The following is an 18,123-nucleotide window of genomic DNA, read 5'->3' as shown; positions in this document are numbered from 1 at the left end:
CTTATTTTAAAGACTTACACCGGATCTCTGATAAGCCTCTGTCTGAAGAGACTTTTCTGATGGGTGACCAGTATAGCTATACCAATATCATTGATAATGTGCTGGACAAGGGATTGCCATTTGAGCAATTCCCTGATGTCTCGGACGTCACCTTTAGCTATTGGACACCGGAATGGGATCCAGACTATTCTGCCTTCGCGACATATTTCCTCTGGAAGAGCAATCTCGATGCCGAAATTCTCGATGTCTGCGATGTAGGATCTATTGCTACAACTACCGCGCTTCACATTCTGTTTAATACTGATGAAAAGTCAGATCTTAGGAAGAAAATATTGGTAGGTATGGAACAAACTTCCGTACCCCGTTTTCTCCCAGACAATAATCTCATTCCAAATCATTCAAGTGGTTCGGCATTATTTGTTAGTCAGGCGGATAATACCAGCGCGCTATTTAAGGTTTTGGATTCTCAGTATTTAAATGAAAATACGATTTATTCTGAAACCTTCGCATTATCCAACATCATTACTAACTTGTTGGCTAACCACCAGTTAAGTACGTCTGACTGTGTGTTATTCCTGCAACGGAATAGTGCTGCTTTTAAGCAAATTGACTATCTAACTGATAGAGGGGAGCTCTCCAAAGATCTATTAGATAATGCCTATTACCTTACCAATGATTATTCCGTCAACACCTTACCGAAGTTGATATCGGAATATCAAAATAATCCTGAATCATTTCGACATGGAATTTGGCTATTCGTTGATGAAGATGCCGAATCGTTGAATACAACTCTTACTTTGCTGAGGCCGTTGTAATGTATTGTCTCGACTTCGAAAACCAATGCGCTGCTGTTGAATATCAGCATCAGGAAAATATCACTGGCGTCATCGTCTCCAAGCTTTCACTGGCAGACCACAGCTATGTGATTCTGGACACACAGGGCTCATCCTTCGACACCTCTGTTTCACTAAATACATGGGAGATAGAAAACCTGGTATCACTGAAGCACTTCAGTTTTGTGAAGTTGCCGAAAACCACCAAGTCACTCCAATCCCACCTGAAGGAACAAAGCTGGGAGGCTTTCACTCAAGAAGCAGTGAGCCTTTTTCATCAAAACTCGCTCGATAACTTTCGCCACCTGATCAAACGTCTAAAAACCAAAAAAGTCGGAGAAACCTCTCTGATCGACATCGAAAACGTCAGCCTGTCTGTGGCTGATTACCATCGTTTTCTTTTTCAGCTTGAGATGGTGGCGGATTCACTTCCTGAAACCCTCTCACCACTCGCTGACCGCGCCATGCTTGCATCTAACATCATTTCCAACCTTCAGGGTGGCATTTCCATTCTGGCAGGGGCAAGTGTGGAACAACACCTGCAGTTCGCACTGCTGCTGAATGATCTGGAGTACTGGCGATGATGAATTTAGACAGATATCAAGCTACCTATGGCGAGAAATACCCCGACCATATTGAATGGTTGCGTGAAATATCAACGGCGGTAGACAGCTATCAGGATGTTCTGACAGGGGCCGATTTCCGTAATCCGGCGCTGGATAAACTCCTGCTGAGCAGTTTTTCCATGACCACGGAAGAGCGTGTGCGCATGTTCGAACAGCTTTCGTATGGAGACCCGGGTTCGCTGCTGTTTTCTCCTGGTCCAAGCCTATCTGGCGTCATTTTGAATGAGGCGGGCTCTGACGAACAGAAAGCGCAGTTTTATGACTACCTGAAAGCCCATGATTGCCGCACTTTTTTTGCTGTAACAGAACCTAACAAAGGCAGTGATGCAGGCCGCCTGGAATCGCGTCTGGAAAACGGCGTCTTAAACGGAGAAAAGTGGCTGATCGGAAACGGGGCCCGCGGTGAAATGGGGGTCGTGTTGTTCAAAACCGGCAGCAGCCCGCTCGCAACTCGCGCGGCGTTACTGACCAAAGAGATGATCAACAGTGGCCATCTAGAACGTCGCTTACTCAAACAACACTGTATGCGCGGAGCGCGTCTGTCATACCTGACTTTCAACAACATGCCCATACCCCGTGAGAATCTGTTGGGCGAACATCTTCACCCTTGCGAACGTGGATTGTTCTCTATGATCCGCACCTTTAACAAAATGCGCCCTTGTGTCGTTGGACTGAGTATTGGCTACGCGCAGGCAGTCATTGATCTACTGCTTGAACATGGTGAAGAGGTCGATATTCCACTGGAAACCTGCCGTCACTTCAACACCACCTTGGCCAACATGCGCGAAATGAACATTGCGGCGGCACGAACTGCCGATAAAGAACCGGACAACACGGCATATTCATCAATGGCAAAAATTGAGCTGGATGATTTCGTGAAGCAAATCCGTCCGTTTCTGTTCACACATTATCAGAAACTTCAGTCAGATCGCTTTACTCACGTTCGCAAGTTTATGCGCGATAGCTATGGCGTGGACTTCATGGAAGGCACACATGTTATCCAGAAACACAATCTGGTGAATATCCTTAAGCGCAATGACTATCAAAGCCCATGGAGAGGATTATGAAACAGATCGTCTCAACCCTCTCCATCTTTGCCTCCTCGTCATCGACTTTCGTCACGCAATTGTTGGCGGTGTGGATTATCTGCCAGGAAGACCAGCGGGCGCTGTTGATCCTGACGGTCTTTATGCCGTTCGGTTTTACCCTGTCTTCCCTGTCAGATGCGTTGAGGGCGGGGGCGCTCCCTGTAGTATCTAGTCACGAGGATACAAAGTCGAACGAGGTTCATGGGGCACTCGCCACCCTGTTGGCGATGGCTGTGGGTGTGTTTGGTGCACTGTCAGCGATAGCATGGGGAGCACTTCCTATGCTTCGCTCCTACTTTGACTTGCCGATTGTCACCTACCTCGATTTTGTCGATTTGCTGACAGCAATGGCAGGGGCATTCCTGCTCATCACCTTCTCTTCCGTTCTCACGACCTGTCTGTTCGCAAAAGAGAAAAACGCTACCGCTACCAGCATTGTCGTTATCGCCAATGTGCTGCAACTGAGCTTGATTTACCTATTTGCCAAACAAGGTCACGGCGTTATGTCGATGCCCTACGCAGCAGTGTGCTCAACCCTTGTGTCGATGGCGGTTGCGTTAACGCTATCGCCTACACTGCGCGAATTATTGGCCCCCCGGATGATGCATTACTTCGGTGCCATGCGGTCTCAATTCAAGCAGTTACTCACCATTGTTGTACCCATTTTCTCGAGTTATCTGCTGCTGATTGCCTGGCTGTTCTACATCACCTACGTGCTGCTTCAGTACAGTGATGCTGCTGCTTCTGCATTCCCGCTCTACTCCCGCGTGCAGAACATCATCATTATGCTGTCGATTGCCGTCGGCGTCAGTCAGGCAATCCGCTTTAACAAACACTCAGCGGAATATGATTACAGCATGCTGAAAAACAGTGTGACGCAATTTGTCACTCACTCATTGCTTTATCAGATCCCGGTACTGTTGGCGGTATTCATTTTCAGTGAGCAGATTGCGCAATGGCTGATCAATGAGCCCAGCGTTGCTGCTGAGTGTGCTGAGTATCTTCGCATCATTGCACCCGCGCTTCTGGTGCTTTCTACCTACGTCGGCATGACGGTGTTCATGGAGCAAACATTCCGCTCCCGCCGTGCCTTTATCTACAACTTCCTCTATCTCGGCGGTGAAGTCGTCCTGATAGAACTGGTGCGTCCTTACTGCACCACCAGCACCGAACTTTACACCTTACTCGCTGTAGCGTTCTTCGCGTCTGCCATCTTCATCCTGTTTGAAATCGGACGTTCTCGCTATGAATACCATTTGATGCAAAAAATGCAGAGTGTGACCTTATGAAAACGACGCTATACCACCAATTGATCGACATCCAGCAACGCTATCCGAACAAGATTTGTTTGAGTGATTCGCAACACGACTGGACGTTTACCACCCTTCGCGAAAAAGCCGATGACTATGCCAGCGCACTGTCAGCACTTGGCTTGGGATTGGGTGACAGATTGCTGTACGTCGCCGGCCGCGGTATCAACACCATGCCGCTGCTACTGGCTGCCAATAAGCTCGGCGTGTTATTTGCCAATATTGATGCGCGTGCAGACAAGGTGAAAAACCAGTCGATTATCGACCAGTACGAAGCCGACCTCTTGCTCATCGCCCCTGAACATGCTCAAAACGCTCAGTATCAGTTTGGTTACTATCGAGATGCCGAAACAGAAGCGTTCAATGCGCAAGCCTGGCTTCGTAACGACCGCGCAACCGGTGTTAATGACACTCAGGTTTCTTCGCAGCAACGTCAGCGTGCCCCGGTAGCCACTGACATTGGCCTGGTGTTCTTCACATCCGGTTCAACTGGCCGTTCGAAAGGGGTGGCGCTGAGCTATGGCAATGTCAGTTTTGCCGCCCAATCGATCACCGAGTATCTGGAAATCGACAGTGATGATGTCATTTACAACGCGTTGCCGTTGAACTTTGATTACGGCTTTTATCAGATCCTTTTCCCACTGTTCACAGGTTGCCGTACTTACCTGACCTCTTCGTTCATGATTCCCCAGAAAAATCTGATGGAGATCCAGAAGATATCCGCCACACACTTCCCTATCGTTCCTTCCATGGCGCGTCTCATCAAGCAGTTTGGCAGCAAGAGTCAGTTCGAGTCTGTCACCACAATCACTAACACCGGTGAAGCCATCCACCGTGGAGAAGTCGATTACATGCAGGCTGTTTTTCCAAACTGCCGCTTCTTCTCTATGTATGGCCTGACCGAGTGCAAACGCACTACTTGGCTTCACCCTGATGAATATGCCAACAAACCGGAAAGTGTTGGCGTTGCCATTCCCGGCACACGCATCGAGATCCTTGATGATAACAACCAACCCGTTCCCTATGGTGAAGAAGGCCAGATTGTGGTGTCAGGCCCGCACGTCATGACGGAATACCTCGACAATCCTGAAGCGACGCGCAAAGCCATCTTCTTTGATGAAAATGACCGCCAGAAGAAACTCGCCACTGGTGATTACGGCCGCATGGATAGCGATGGTTACCTCTACCTCAGCGGGCGTAAAGATGAAGTGTTCAAGATTGATGGTTTGAAGTACTCCTGCAAAGAACATGAGCAGTGGTTGAAGTCTCAACCTGAAATCCGAGATGCCTGTATTTTGGTGGATGCAAAATCCCTCAACATTACTGCATTTATCGTCGAAGAAATCGGCAAAACCTTGTCCGACGACGCAGTGCGTGAGCGTCTACAGAAACGCTCAGCCCTCTCTTCCCACTTGCCAAAACGGATTGAGCGCTTGATTGACATTCCTATCAACGACAACGGAAAGCACAACAAGCAATACCTCAAGCAAGGCAAATATGAAGGCCTGCGTATGCCAGAGCCTGCATCCCGTGAACCACAACGACAGGTAGCGGAAACACTATGAACAATAAACTCGCCCTTTTTCTTCCATTGTTGGTGCTGGCCTCTACCACTTCTGATGCGCTGGCTGGTGTAAAAAAGAAAACCTCGGAGACTGAGATACCTGCTGGCTTCCAACTTAAAACAGTTGAAAGTCTGACTGTTCGTCAGCAACAACGTCACAAGGTTTATCAATCGTCATGCATGATTGCACCCCAACACATCTATCACATCGCACCGAAAGTGGAAGGCGAAGTGATTTATGTGCGCAAAGGCGGACACCAGGTGAAGAAGGGTGAGTTATTGTTAGAAATCGAAAATGAGTCAGTGCGCTACGCCTATCAAGTCGCGAAGAACAATCTGCGCTTGGCAGCACTCAACCTCAAGCGTTACCGCTCGCTTAGCGTGAAGCAATCCAGACAAGAGATGGATCAACTCCAACTGGAAGTGGATAACCTCCGGGCTGAGGTGGATTACCAAACCGCTTTGTTTGAATCCTTCAAGTTTTATGCGCCGGAAGATGGTGTGTTCGAAACGCCAAGCGTAAAAATGCACGACCGAGTGGTACCAGGCGTATCCGTTCTTACGTTTTACAGCAACAGTTCATTCGAGTTTACGTCCCGTATCCCGCTGCACATTTTCTCGTCGTTGGCCTTGGAAAACGAAATTTCACTTCAGTCCGTTGACGATAGAAGACAGATGGCAATGGCTAACTACAGCCACTTCGAGCCTGAGGACAACGGTGAGTTCGTGAAGCTCTACGGCAATGTCAGCCATACCTATGAGGGTGATGACAACGTCAAAGCAATGTCCAACCGTTCACTGTTCCAGCGCTGCACAGCCAGCCTGCCCTTCTACCAGTCTGAGCAAGGCATTTTCCTCGAGAACAAATATGTTCATCTCGATTACAAAGGATTTTATGTTTTCAAACTCAAAGGTCGACGTGTCAACAAAGCTTACGTTCAGGTGCATTGGTATGACGATGGCATATTAGAAGTGGAAAGCGGTTTAAGCGCAGGTGATCGCATTGCAACAGCAGGCTCTTTTAAGCTACTCGATAACGAACTTGTGCGCATAAAGCCTCAGCCCAACACTGACAACAATGACACTCAACAACTTGTGGGGATGGTTCGATGAAGGCGCAATCGCCGCTGCAACGGTATTTTGACTCAAAGATGGGCTACATCATTTTGATGTTGCTCATTACCCTCTGTGGTTTGGCAGCGCTGAAGTTCGCCACTCTCACTTCTTTCCCTTACTCGCGCAGCAGCAGTATTTTTGTCTCTGCACAGTTTTTCGATAAGCCAGCCAAATACATCGCCACACACGTTGCCAGCGATATTGAAGATATTTTTGCATCCCAAGACGGGCTCGAATACACCCGTCTAACGGTTGAAAACAATGCGCTCCGCGTCACTGGAAAGTTCGACAAGAGTGTAGATATAGATGCCGTTGCAAGAGACATCAGTAATGCGCTGACTAACAGCACCATGGTTCAAAACAATCTGGATGAGCTGACCTCTGGCCTCGATGAAGGCGATTATGCGCCTGACCTGGGTTACGTGTTTACTTCTCCATCTCGCTCAGATGCACTGGTGAGCCGACTGCTGGAAACAGAAATCACACCTATCCTCCGTAGCTTGCCAGGTATCCAGTCTGTTGCCTTGTACGGCCCAAGTGATGCCATTTACATCGACATCGATCAGGACAAACTCAACGCATCTGGCCTCGCTTTAAATCAGGTTTATGACGCGGTACGCAATGCGTTTACCCAGCCTGCCAGCTATCTGGTTGATGGCGAGAATTACGAGATTTTCCATCACAAAGAGGTCAACAACGGCATTCAGAAGATGGCGACACTGCGTATTGAAGACAGCCATTCTGAAGGGATTCATACCCTCTCTGATATCGCCGATTTTCGTGTAGCCAACGAGTACACACGGGTTAAGGCACAGTTCAATGATAAAGATGGCGTTGTGCTTCTCGCGACTTTTGATGGAAGAGACAACCCGCTCTCGGTCGCTGGTGACGTGAAGCAAATGATCACCACATTCTTGCAGAACGAGCCTGATTTACAGGCACAGGAAATCATGGACAGCACGGTGATGCTTTACGGCTCTATTAAGGAGACGTTGATATCCATTATCCTTTCCGTCGTCGTCACTTGTTTGATTGTGTATTTCACTACACGTTCCGCAGCATCAGCCTTGGCTATTTCGCTTTCCATCCCTCTTTCATTGCTGCTGGCCTTCGCTTTCTTTTCAGTGTCACTGGATTCAATAAACCTCATTACGATCACTGCATTGATTATCGCTATCGGTTTGGTGGTTGATGACTCTATTGTGGTCACAGACTATCTTCAAAACCAGGGGTCAGACAAAACGAGAGCGGGAAACCGTCAACTTAACAATCTCAGAGCCATCATGATGGTGTTGGTCGCCATCACCCTCACACTGGTTGTTGTCTACTTGCCTTACATCTTCTCCAGCGCTGACTACAGTGTTGTCAGCAAGGAGTTTGGTTTGTCCATTTCAATTGCACTGCTCTGCTCGCTGTTTGTTTCTGTGCTGGTCACTCCCAAGCTCCTGCCCACCCAATTCGTCCGAAACGAACAAGGAAAGTCTGCGCCTTACCAAAACCCAGTCATGCGCGGTTATCGTCATTCACTCGTTTGGTTTGCGGAAAGCCGCGGATTTCGGGCGACGATGGCCTTTGCATTGCTAGGTATTCTCGCCTTCGGTTACCTTGCTTGGCAGAACACAAACAATGAAGTCGCGCCGCCAGAAGACAAGCGCTTACTGATGGTACTTAGCGAAGTGAGTCCAAATGCGACATCAATCGAGGTGCAGCAGCAAGCGAACGCCCTGACCGAGAAAGTGCTAAGTCTGCCTTGGGTTGAGTCGACAAACTATGTCACGGGTGTGCCAGACAGCAACATGATCACTCACTACGTGCGTCTGAAAGAGCCTGAATACGAAACATCTTCTGAGGGTTTGTTCGGAGATTTGAACAGTCTCCTTCAACAGTTCAGCGAGAATCCTCAGAGAAACAATACGTTGGTCAAACAATCAGAGAGTCTGGCGTCACTACTGGCATCTGAAACACTGAGCCGCTCGTTTGTCATACTTCCGACAGACATACCCGGTGCTTCAACTTTTCCGATTGATATTGCCGTGATGGGGAGTGACACCGAAGAGATTTTGGAAAAAGTAGAAAAGGCCCTCAGTGAGGCTCGGGCGACGGGTCTCTACGAGTTTCTTATCCATGACGCGAAGTATGTTTCTAACCAGTTCAATATCGAAACGCTTGTAGACACGTCAACGTATGGCAGTGCCGAAAATCGCTACTTTGCTTCTTTAATTGCCGCCTTTGCCCAGCCCAACTACATAGGAAAAACACCACACGCTAATGACAATGTGAAAGTCTATCTTGGTATTTCCGAAGCAAACTACGACCGAGCCACGCCAATGCCTCAAATGACATGGGTTGATGACTACACACTGTATGACGATGGCAGCCGCCAAATCATGAAGAGTGCCATCCAACGGGTCGAGCCTTCATTCGAACCAAGAGACATCAACAAAACCAATGGATTACCTAGCGTTCAAATTCGTGGGATAACCTTGTCGGGTGCAAATAAATACGAAGCCATCGAAACTCTGAAAAACATTCTGATTGCGAAAGGAGTCCCCGAGCACAACATTACTTTTTTAGGTTCGAGTCGCTCAATTTCTAAATCAGTCACAGAACACGTTCAGATCACCTTGTTCTCTCTTGTTTTGATTTTCCTTCTCCTGACCGTGCTGTTTGATTCACTGATAGCTCCGATCATCATCATGATTTCTACCGTACCTATCACCTACTTCTCAGGTTATATTGCTCTCGATTTGTTCGGGCTTAGTGACAACATCTACACCCGTCTGTCCATTTTGACGGCTGTGGGTTTGTCGTCCAAGCAAGCCGTGATCATGGTTTATGAAGTGCTCAGGCTGGCAAGAGAAAATGGACAAAAAGCCTCAATGAAAGAAGCCATCATTCAGGGATGCTCGAAGCGCTTCAATGCGGTATTCATGACCTCATTCTCACTGATCCTCGGCGTGCTCCCACTAATATTCCAGTTTAATTTTGGTGCCGTTGCGAAATACAATATCGCAGTGGTCATTGTGTTCTGTATGACCATCTCATTCATCACCGTTCTCTACTTCGTCCCTCTGGTTATGTTGAGCTTGCCAAAAACCTTGTACCGAGGTCTTCTGTTTCGAAAATCCTCCAAGCAGGAGGGGGATGCCGAGGTTTCTCTTACCCAGCAAACAATAAAAACAGTAAGTTAAGTACTAAAGAAAAATGGGTACCAATAAAATTAGTTGAGCACCAGCTATCAGCTGGTGCTTTGGTTTCACTCGAATTCCCATCATCTATGCTTATCACGCAAGAGTTTCAATGGATTGAATCACCATTGCAGCACCTTCCGGGTTATCGAGCGCAATCTCCCACATTATTGATGAAACGGAAGTAAGGCAGGACAAAGCAGTCCCAACCTAAATGCCTGTGATATAAAAAATGAAGCACATTCATAACAGAGGCAACGAGTATTGCTTGATATCGACTATCAACCTGCACAAGGGTCTGTCACTCTTCAAAACGCTTATAAAGTCTATGTGCCTCCTCCTCCTCTGAGTCACTGGATACATAGCTTTTGGCAGTTAGATGTCCCCTTCGGCGAGCATTTTTATCGAAGCATGCCCGACAATTGCGTCGACTGGATCATTAATGTTGGAGACATCGACGACAACGTCATCGTCTCGCCCTTTCTTTCCTCAATCGAGTTCCCGCTCTCTGGGCCTGTCAGTTACTTTGGTGTCAGATTTCGCGTACTGGCAAATCAAGGTCTCATTCCGCACCCTATCGGGGAGTGGGATGCAGTAACACCTGATACGCGATCCCTCGAACTCGTGTCGCCATCAGTTTTCATGGAGGTGTTTGAAGGTCTTCAACGCACTACCTCGTTTAGTGAAAGATGCAAATATGTTGGAACGGCTTTGCTGAGAGAGGTGAAGTCCCCTTCGGTTGACCGACGCTTGGTTAGCTTCATCCGCTATTGCCTCCACAATACTGAATCTGTTATTCAACTTTCGGATAAGCAATGCGCCGAGTTTGGCGTTTCCGCTAGACAGCTAAGACGGCTGACACAACTTCATTTGGGGATGTCCCCAAAGTCTTTCTCAAGTGTTTTGAGATTTCAGAAAACAGTTAAACAGCTGACTCAAGAAAACCAAGGCGCATCATCCTGGGCGGCACACTATTACGACCAATCCCACTTTATCCGCGAGTTCAAAAGATTCTCTGGCCTAACACCACAAGAATTTAAGCGAATGTCCGTTTTATACAATCGTCAGAATCGCCGATAACACATACTCACTTCTGTTCAACACACATTCGTTTTCAGGAGAGAAGCTATGATAGAAATTAATGCTATGTTCCCAGTAATGGTGACGTCAGAGCTCGAAGCCGTTAAGCGTTTTTATGAAACCGTTTTTGGGTTCAATGCTGTATTTTATGACGACACATTTTATCTGCATCTTGTCTCCCCTAGCTCTGGCGTTCAGCTTGGCTTTCTAATGCCTGAACATGCCAGCCAGCCGGCGTTTCTTCATCCCATTATGCATCCGGAAGGATACGTCGTTTCTCTGGAAGTCCAAGATGCAGCAAAAGCATATACGGCCGCGAAAGAGCTGGACCTGCCCATTGCCATGGCGCTTAAAGAGGAGATTTGGGGGCAAATCCATTTTATGGTTGAAGATCCAGCAGGGATCCGATTAGATATCGTTCAGCACGTAGATATGGAAGGTCAATAACGCAGTGGAAAGTGAACGCTTTGTGCGATGACCACTATCTAACCAAGCGAAATGCAATCTAGCCAGATCGTTTATAGACATTTGCAAAAGCAGGTATCTCCACCTCTTTCGGTATCTGCTTTTCTCTTCCTCTCCTCCCGCGTGACAAAATCAAACAGCTTTTCGTACAATTCCTGGCGACTCACTGTTAGACTTCGCCACCTTTCCAATCTCATTGTGACTGCCCATGACTTTTTCATCGTTGAATCTCTCTCCTGCTTTACTTGCTGCGCTACCTGAAGCGCTCTCGTCCCCAACCCTGATTCAGGAAAAAGCCATTCCAGCCACTTTGAAAGGCTGCGATGTGATTGCACTCGCGCAAACAGGTAGCGGAAAGACGCTGGCATTCAGTCTGCCAATGCTTGATCGCATCAATCCAAGCCAGAAAGACATTCAGGCATTGGTGCTGGTTCCTACCCGTGAACTGGCCGCTCAGGTCATCAAAGCGATTGATGAAATAGCCACACCCGTGGGCATCAAAACCGCGATGCTATGTGGCGGCGTCGCGCCTGAAAACCAGCTCAAAGAGCTGGCGGACAAACCGCAACTTATCGTGGCAACGCCAGGTCGCCTGATTGATTTCATCGACAAGGAAGAAGTATCACTTCACGCTTTAAAACTCTGGGCGCTTGATGAAGCAGACCGTCTGTTGGAAATGGGATTCTGGCCAGATGTTCAGCTTCTACTCAAAATGTTGCCTGCCAAGCGACAGACGCTGCTGTTTTCAGCCACCATGCCACAAGCACTTGAATCTGCTGCCACATCGATGCTTTTTAAGCCCGTGAGAATCGAAGCCCACCAGAAAAACAGTGTGGTGGAAGAGATTGAAGAGCGCCTTTACCTTGTAAACAAAGGCAGTAAAGCGCAGGCGTTGATTTCGCTGATCAAACAACATGGCTGGGATCAGGTATTGGTGTTTGTCGGAGAACGCGGCAATGCCGATGCCCTGGCGAAGAAACTCACCAAAGCCAGCATTTCCGTGGCGGCGCTTCATGGCGACAAAGATCAGACAGCACGCGAGCAAACCCTGGCAGCTTTTAAAGCTAAGAAAGTGACCGTTCTCGTTTCCACTGATCTGCTTTCCCGCGGTATTCATATCGATGCGCTACCAGTGGTCATTAATGCCGATTTACCACCGAACGCGCCTGTCTATGTACACCGCGTTGGCCGTACCGCACGTGCTGGCGAAAATGGTTTGGCGCTCTCTTTGGTTTGCCATGGCGAAACTGATGCCTTGAACGCCATCCGCAAGTTAACGGGAAGAACACTAGATCTGCTTCCACTTGAAGGGTTCCCAGTGACCGACAAACCTGCAGCAGAAAGCAACACCAGCGAGCGAAAACGTCCGCCACGCGACAAGAAAGCCAACCGTCGCAGCAACAGCAAACGCTCCATTAAACAATTCAAACCGAAAACGCGGAGCTAGTTTTTTTGTTTCCAAGCTTGTGCCCAAATGGATAGTAAGGCCTTAAAGAGAAAGCACTCACTTAATCGCATTTTGGCAAGCCATCTCACAGAGCACCGGCAAAACGGTGCTATAAAACCCACTACTTCCCTGCTGGCAAGACTAAAAAAGCTGTTTTTGTAAGGCACCTCGGCATTAATTGGAAACTTGATAAAACACATGATAATTCGCGAATATTCGGAAAATGATTGGGCTCGCCTTTGCGAGATTCATGATTTAGCTCGATTAGATGAGCTTCGAGGGGCTTCACTTGAAGACGCTTTCATTCCACTGGAAATAGCGGCAAAAAACGAAGACCTCTTTGATTATCACCTTCTGGTCGCAGAGGATAATGATCAGGTTGTCGGGTTTATCGCACATGATGATGAAGAGATCGCGTGGTTGTACGTTGATCCAACAGCCTATCGTCGTGGTGTCGGCAAAGCATTGGTCAATGCCGTGATTGGCTCACCTGCACGTACTTTCGCTATTGAAGTGTTAAAAGGGAATATTACTGCTCTAAAGTTCTATCAATCTGTTGGGTTTATTGAAACAGGTATCGCCAGCGGCCGCATGCCAGGTAATGAAAAGTTCCATGTCACTGTCCATACATTGGATAACGCGAAATCTAACTAAAGTGCCAAAAACAAAGCCCGGATCACCGGGCTTTGTTTGGATTAGCAATCAGTCTTGGTATTCCGTCTGATCTTCAGGGCGTAGTTTTAGCTGCACACCCATCAGGAAGTTACGCAGGATCTGGTCTTTACACTGACGGTAGTGTTTGTTGTCCGGCTTGCGGAAAAATGCACTCAGCTCGTGCTTGCTCAAGCGGAAGTTCGCCAGTTCCAGAATCTCCAGAATATCTTCCGCTTTCAAGTTCAGCGCAATACGCAGTTTCTGAAACACCATGTTGTTGCTCAGATGGGCATCAGGCTGAGGCTGGTCACCATCCCGCTTACCGCGTTTCAGGTTGATCAAGCCGTTCAGAAAAGAAGAAAGCTCGATGCTATTCATTTGCACGAACGCTTCGTCTTCATCTCTTTTCATCCAAGCCGCCACTTGTTCAAGCGTAACGGTTACATCAGCCAACGCGAAAATTTCCACGACCTCTTTGTCTTTGAAGTCGAAGGTATAACGAATACGGCGCAAGATATCATTATTGGTCAAAGCAGATCCTAGTCTTAGGTAATCCGGCATAATCAACACGATTTACCGGAGAGGCGGGCGAGTCTAACAGAGTTCTCAGATTGCACCTAAGGGAAAAGGGTTAGCCCCAAAAGCCACCCTAGAGCAAAAAAAGAGAGCCAAGGTAAACCTGGGCTCTCTTTCTTTTAAATCAGTCTCTTGCGACGGAGGAAGACTTAGATGTAGTAAGCTTCTACCGTGCCTTTCAGCGTGATCAGCAGTGGCTGGCCACGACGATCCAATGCTTTTGGTGAAGGAATTTTGATCCAACCTTCGCTGATGCAATACTCTTCAACATCAGTACGCTCTTTACCGTTGAAGCGAATGCCGATGTCGTGCTGGAAGCATTCTTCCACAAAGTGTGGGCTACGTGGGTTACCAGAAAGATGGTCTGGCAGCGCTGGTTTTGAAGTTGTGTCGTTCATTGTATTGACCTGATGTCATTTGAAAGTGCGCCATTGTAAAACATAGCCAGCCCAGTGCTCAAGCGTACTGATGCCCTACTGAGTTCTCTTGACACATCACGGTCGTAAGATCAAAAAAAGCCAGCAAATCTAGGCTGGCTAAAAAACCACTTAGGGCACGTTGGGAGCCCGTTGTGAACAAATGGAGTTTACCTTTCCCGCATCGAGTGCTGAATTTGATCCACAATCGGCTTCAGTAAATAGGACATTACCGAACGTTCCTCAGTGGTGATAAACACTTCCACTGGCATTCCGGGGATCAGGCCTTTTCCATTCAGCTTCTCCAACTCAGCAGCATTGATTTTTAACCTCGCCATGTACATAGGTGGTGTTTCCTGACTTTGTTGCACCAAGTCCGGTGAAATCAACGCCAGTTCGGCAAAAAGATCGGGCGTGGTTTTCTGATTGAAGCTTGGAAAGCGCACACGGCTGACTTGCCCCGGATGGATCTGGTCAATGTCTTTCGGCGCAATCTGCGCTTCAACAATCAGATTGTCTTCTTTCGGAATGATTTCCATGATCACCTGACCTGACGTCACCACTCCACCCCGGGTATGTACCGCCAGGTTATGAACGTAACCACTGACCGGCGCTTTTATCACGATGCGTTTCAACTCATCCGCGAGAGAGAAATACTCGTCCCGTAAATCACCAATTCGGTAACGGGTGTCATGCAACGCGGCCAATACGTCTGTGCGATGGTCAGTATCGATTTGGGTCAATGTCAGGTGTACTTCACTGATTTCTTGCCGAGAGCGGGAGATCTGGCTTTTTGCATCCGCTATTTCCGTTTCTACAATCAACAGTTCTCGTTCATAACGGTGCAGGTTGTCTTTGCTGACATACTGTTTAGCACGCAGTTTTCTGGTGTCACCGACTTGTTGCTTTAAGATGTTTGCTTCGCGGTTTTTTGCTACCACCTTCGCTTCCAGCGCATCAATCTGAAGGTTCAGGCTGGAGATTTGCTCTTCCAACCGCTGGCGTTGCAAAAACAGCGACTCTCTGCGCTTGCGGAACAGTGCATGTTCACTGGCAAGAATGTCGTCCACCTCTTGCTGATCCAGTATGTTCTGTCCTTCAATCAACGGAAAATCTATCGATGGACGTTCATCTTTTTCCGCTTCCAGACGCGCCAGCTTTGCCGTTTGTTCCACCAATTGTTGATAAGTGATGGTCAATTTAGTTTCAATCAGTTCACTGTCGAAAAGCACTATCGGCTGTCCGGCTTGGACTTCATCGCCGTTATCCACGTAAATGGTACTGACCACCCCGCCTTTGGGATGCTGAACCTGCTTGGCATTGCTTTCGACCACGATGACACCTGAGCCAATCACAGCGCCGGAAATTTGCTGAAATGCCGCCCAGCCGCCAAGCAACAATACGAGTACAGCGGCCAGGATCCACATCGTCCTTTTGTGATTATTCAGGCTGTTGTCAACGTCCTGTTGTGCTGGGAAGTCGATAAAAGAGTTATCTACCACGGTTGCTCTCCTGCTTTGGCACCGAATTCACCAATTGTCCTAGTGCTTTGTCTTTGGGAAGGAAGCTTTTCATCCGCCGTTCTCCCAATGTCAGTACATAGTCCACTGCCGTCAGTGCACTTGGCCGATGCGCCACTATGATGACAATGCTGCCGCGTTCTCTCAGGGAGTGGATAGCCGACGTCAGCGCACTGTCTCCATCGGCATCGAGGTTTGAATTGGGTTCATCCAGCACCACAAGGAAAGGGTTGCCATACATGGCCCGCGCAAGCGCGACGCGTTGTTTCATGCCACCGGATAACGACATGCCTTCCGCACCGATCACGGTGTCGTAACCATCAGGAAACTGGAGGATAAGCTCATGGATTGACGCCATTTTGGCAGCGTCAATCACACTGTCTGCATCAACCTCCGCAGAAAAACGGGCGATATTTTCAGCGATAGTACCGTCAAACAACTGCACTTCCTGTGGAAGATAACCAATGATCTCGCCGAGCTGTTCGTCGCTCCAACGCTCCAGCTCAGCCCAGTCAAACCGCACATCCCCCATTAATGGGGGCGCAAGGCCTGAAATCGTGCGCGCCAACGTCGATTTCCCCACACCGGAAGGGCCAATGATCGCCATTGCATTGCCCGCATTCAGTTGGAATGAAACACCATGAAGCACAGGTTTGTTCACGCCCGCCGGTGCGCACGCCAGCGAATTGATGCAAAGATTTTCCTTTGGCAATGGAATATCCATCACTTCCGGTTTGGCTTTGGCCAGCTCCAGCAGTTTGGTGAGCCGGTTATAGGCAGATCTCGCGCCTTGAAATCCGCGCCATTGGGAAACCGCCTGTTCAACGGGCGCGAGCGCGCGTCCCACCAGAATGGAAGCCGCAATCATCACACCCGGAGAAATTTCCTGTTTGATGGTGAGCCAGGCACCCATTGCCAGCACCGCAGATTGCAACATAAAGCGAATGGTTTTGGTGGCAGAGCCAAAGACACCGGAAACGTCAGTCGCATGACGTTGGCGTGGAAGAAACGAGCGGTTTCTTTCATTCCAGCGTCGTACCAAAGCGCCTTGCATGCCCATGGCGCAAATAGCTTCTGAGTGGGTTCTGCCTTCTTCAGCGAGTTTCTGGCGGTGACTGCTTTCCTTAGACGCTTCTTCCGAAGGCGTTTTTGACAGCCACTCATTCAATGCCAGAAAAGCAATCAGCACCAAGGCACCCACAATACCCACCATGCCGAGAAGGGGATGAAAAAGGTAAACCAAGGCAAGGTAGAAAGGCAGCCAGGGCATATCAAAAAACATGGCAGGGCCTGGGCTTGCCACAAATTGGCGGATTTGCTCTAAGTCCTGAACTGGGCGGAACACACTGCCTTTTGCGCCCAACATGGTGGGTAAGCGGCAAGATAGGTCGAAACAGGTGCCTGAATATTGAATATCCAGCTTCTGCCCAATGCGGCCTAAAATCCGTACTCTGAGTGCATCGAACAAGCCGAAAAAACTGTAGAGGATGACGGCAAACCCACAGATCACCAACAGGGTTGGAATCGACCCGCTGGCGAGCACACGATCATAGATTTGCAGCATAAAAATGGGCCCGGTCAGCATCAGCAAGTTAATGGCAAAGCTGACCACGGCCACCGACCCAATGGCCGGTTTAATGGTCGAAAACATGGTGATGCCCTTCCCTAGCCGAGATTCGATAAAGTATCTTCGGCAGGGCGAAGCACATCAGATTTATCAAAGTTGATCGGCTGAAGGCACTCTCTCACACGACCAATCATGTTGACCCCTTGATAAGTGATAATCCGCCCGTGTGTGCTGTCTTTTTTCACCCGAAGTGAACGGGCAATGTTATTGGGGAATACTTCTGTGCGAAGAATATGCACCATTGAGCGGGCATAACCGTTTTTGGCAATAAAATCAGGAAACCAAAGACGGTTGCCATTTCGCCATTCGTCCGTCCCCAGGCTGTGGGGTTTGGCGATGTATTTCACTTCCGTTTCTTCATCGAAAAACGCCCAGCTGACGTAGCCGACGATCTCACTGCCGTCTTTGAAAATGTAATATTGGCTGTTCTGAAAAGCCGGTATCACCGATGCCTGCATGAGACGTACGGGCCAATTACGGTGCAGCGGCGATTGCATCCACATCCAACACGCTTCGCCTAGAGAACCTTTTCCATAAGTCAGTTTCATTGCAACTCTCCTTAAGGTGGCATGCCAACGTGTCATGCCACCTCTGCTGTCAGTTTTCGTTCAGG

The 18,123-nt window shown here is 48.5% G+C and carries 16 protein-coding genes; 11 read left to right on the top strand and 5 right to left on the bottom strand.

From position 1 onward, the window contains the following. The first annotated feature begins 59 nt into the window (after positions 1-59). The 11 genes from GCE9029_RS11165 (at position 60) to GCE9029_RS11110 (ending at position 13,371) form a co-directional block, all read left to right on the top strand. Complete coding sequence (locus tag GCE9029_RS11165; RefSeq protein ID WP_231870084.1) at positions 60-815, top strand: hypothetical protein; 756 nt, start codon at positions 60-62, stop codon at positions 813-815. Further along, a complete protein-coding gene (locus GCE9029_RS11160; RefSeq protein ID WP_062663351.1) occupies positions 815-1,417 on the top strand; it encodes a hypothetical protein in 603 nt (200 codons plus the stop codon). Before GCE9029_RS11165 ends, GCE9029_RS11160 begins: the two co-directional genes overlap by 1 nt. Next, the gene (locus GCE9029_RS11155) at positions 1,414-2,526 is read left to right on the top strand and encodes an acyl-CoA dehydrogenase family protein (RefSeq protein WP_062663350.1); all 1,113 of its coding nucleotides are present in this window, start codon (positions 1,414-1,416) and stop codon (positions 2,524-2,526) included. Before GCE9029_RS11160 ends, GCE9029_RS11155 begins: the two co-directional genes overlap by 4 nt. Next, entirely contained in the window at positions 2,523-3,836 is a 1,314-nt protein-coding gene (locus tag GCE9029_RS11150; protein ID WP_197475353.1) for an MATE family efflux transporter, read from the top strand. Before GCE9029_RS11155 ends, GCE9029_RS11150 begins: the two co-directional genes overlap by 4 nt. After that, positions 3,833-5,422 carry a class I adenylate-forming enzyme family protein gene (locus GCE9029_RS11145; RefSeq protein WP_062663348.1) on the top strand — a complete coding sequence of 530 codons (1,590 nt, stop codon included), beginning with the start codon at positions 3,833-3,835 and terminating at the stop codon, positions 5,420-5,422. The genes GCE9029_RS11150 and GCE9029_RS11145 overlap by 4 nt, the downstream gene beginning before the upstream one ends. After that, positions 5,419-6,534 carry an efflux RND transporter periplasmic adaptor subunit gene (locus GCE9029_RS11140; RefSeq protein WP_062663347.1) on the top strand — a complete coding sequence of 372 codons (1,116 nt, stop codon included), beginning with the start codon at positions 5,419-5,421 and terminating at the stop codon, positions 6,532-6,534. The genes GCE9029_RS11145 and GCE9029_RS11140 overlap by 4 nt, the downstream gene beginning before the upstream one ends. Further along, on the top strand, positions 6,531-9,728 hold the full coding sequence (locus GCE9029_RS11135; protein WP_062663346.1) for an efflux RND transporter permease subunit: 3,198 nt from the start codon (positions 6,531-6,533) through the stop codon (positions 9,726-9,728). The genes GCE9029_RS11140 and GCE9029_RS11135 overlap by 4 nt, the downstream gene beginning before the upstream one ends. Before the next feature lie 261 nt (positions 9,729-9,989). After that, the gene (locus GCE9029_RS11130) at positions 9,990-10,805 is read left to right on the top strand and encodes a helix-turn-helix domain-containing protein (protein WP_062663345.1); all 816 of its coding nucleotides are present in this window, start codon (positions 9,990-9,992) and stop codon (positions 10,803-10,805) included. A 48-nt stretch (positions 10,806-10,853) separates the two neighbouring features. Further along, positions 10,854-11,252 carry a VOC family protein gene (locus GCE9029_RS11125; RefSeq protein ID WP_062663344.1) on the top strand — a complete coding sequence of 133 codons (399 nt, stop codon included), beginning with the start codon at positions 10,854-10,856 and terminating at the stop codon, positions 11,250-11,252. A 226-nt stretch (positions 11,253-11,478) separates the two neighbouring features. Next, positions 11,479-12,717 (top strand): DEAD/DEAH box helicase, encoded by a 1,239-nt coding sequence (locus GCE9029_RS11120; RefSeq protein ID WP_062663343.1) that lies wholly within the window; start codon positions 11,479-11,481, stop codon positions 12,715-12,717. Positions 12,718-12,915: 198 nt separating this feature from the next. Beyond that, positions 12,916-13,371, top strand: coding sequence for a GNAT family N-acetyltransferase (locus GCE9029_RS11110; protein WP_062663341.1), 456 nt, complete (start codon positions 12,916-12,918; stop codon positions 13,369-13,371). Positions 13,372-13,419: 48 nt separating this feature from the next. Here the strand turns inward: GCE9029_RS11110 and GCE9029_RS11105 are convergent, their stop codons facing one another. The 5 genes from GCE9029_RS11105 to GCE9029_RS11085 form a co-directional block, all read right to left on the bottom strand. Continuing rightward, positions 13,420-13,902 carry a YehS family protein gene (locus GCE9029_RS11105; protein WP_062663340.1) on the bottom strand — a complete coding sequence of 161 codons (483 nt, stop codon included), beginning with the start codon at positions 13,900-13,902 and terminating at the stop codon, positions 13,420-13,422. A 194-nt stretch (positions 13,903-14,096) separates the two neighbouring features. Beyond that, positions 14,097-14,345, bottom strand: coding sequence for a DUF3297 family protein (locus GCE9029_RS11100; RefSeq protein ID WP_002536576.1), 249 nt, complete (start codon positions 14,343-14,345; stop codon positions 14,097-14,099). A 188-nt stretch (positions 14,346-14,533) separates the two neighbouring features. Continuing rightward, a complete protein-coding gene (locus tag GCE9029_RS11095; protein WP_062663339.1) occupies positions 14,534-15,865 on the bottom strand; it encodes an HlyD family type I secretion periplasmic adaptor subunit in 1,332 nt (443 codons plus the stop codon). Then, positions 15,855-17,534 (bottom strand): type I secretion system permease/ATPase, encoded by a 1,680-nt coding sequence (locus GCE9029_RS11090; RefSeq protein WP_062663338.1) that lies wholly within the window; start codon positions 17,532-17,534, stop codon positions 15,855-15,857. The genes GCE9029_RS11095 and GCE9029_RS11090 overlap by 11 nt, the downstream gene beginning before the upstream one ends. Before the next feature lie 14 nt (positions 17,535-17,548). Further along, positions 17,549-18,058: a toxin-activating lysine-acyltransferase gene (locus GCE9029_RS11085; RefSeq protein ID WP_062663337.1), complete on the bottom strand. Its 510-nt coding sequence runs from the start codon at positions 18,056-18,058 to the stop codon at positions 17,549-17,551. Positions 18,059-18,123: the final 65 nt, after the last annotated feature.

It is taken from the genome of Grimontia celer, assembly GCF_900055185.1.
Lineage (GTDB): Bacteria > Pseudomonadota > Gammaproteobacteria > Enterobacterales > Vibrionaceae > Enterovibrio > Enterovibrio celer.
Note: the sequence above shows the minus strand (reverse complement) of the source record. Positions and strands in the feature narration are given on the sequence as shown.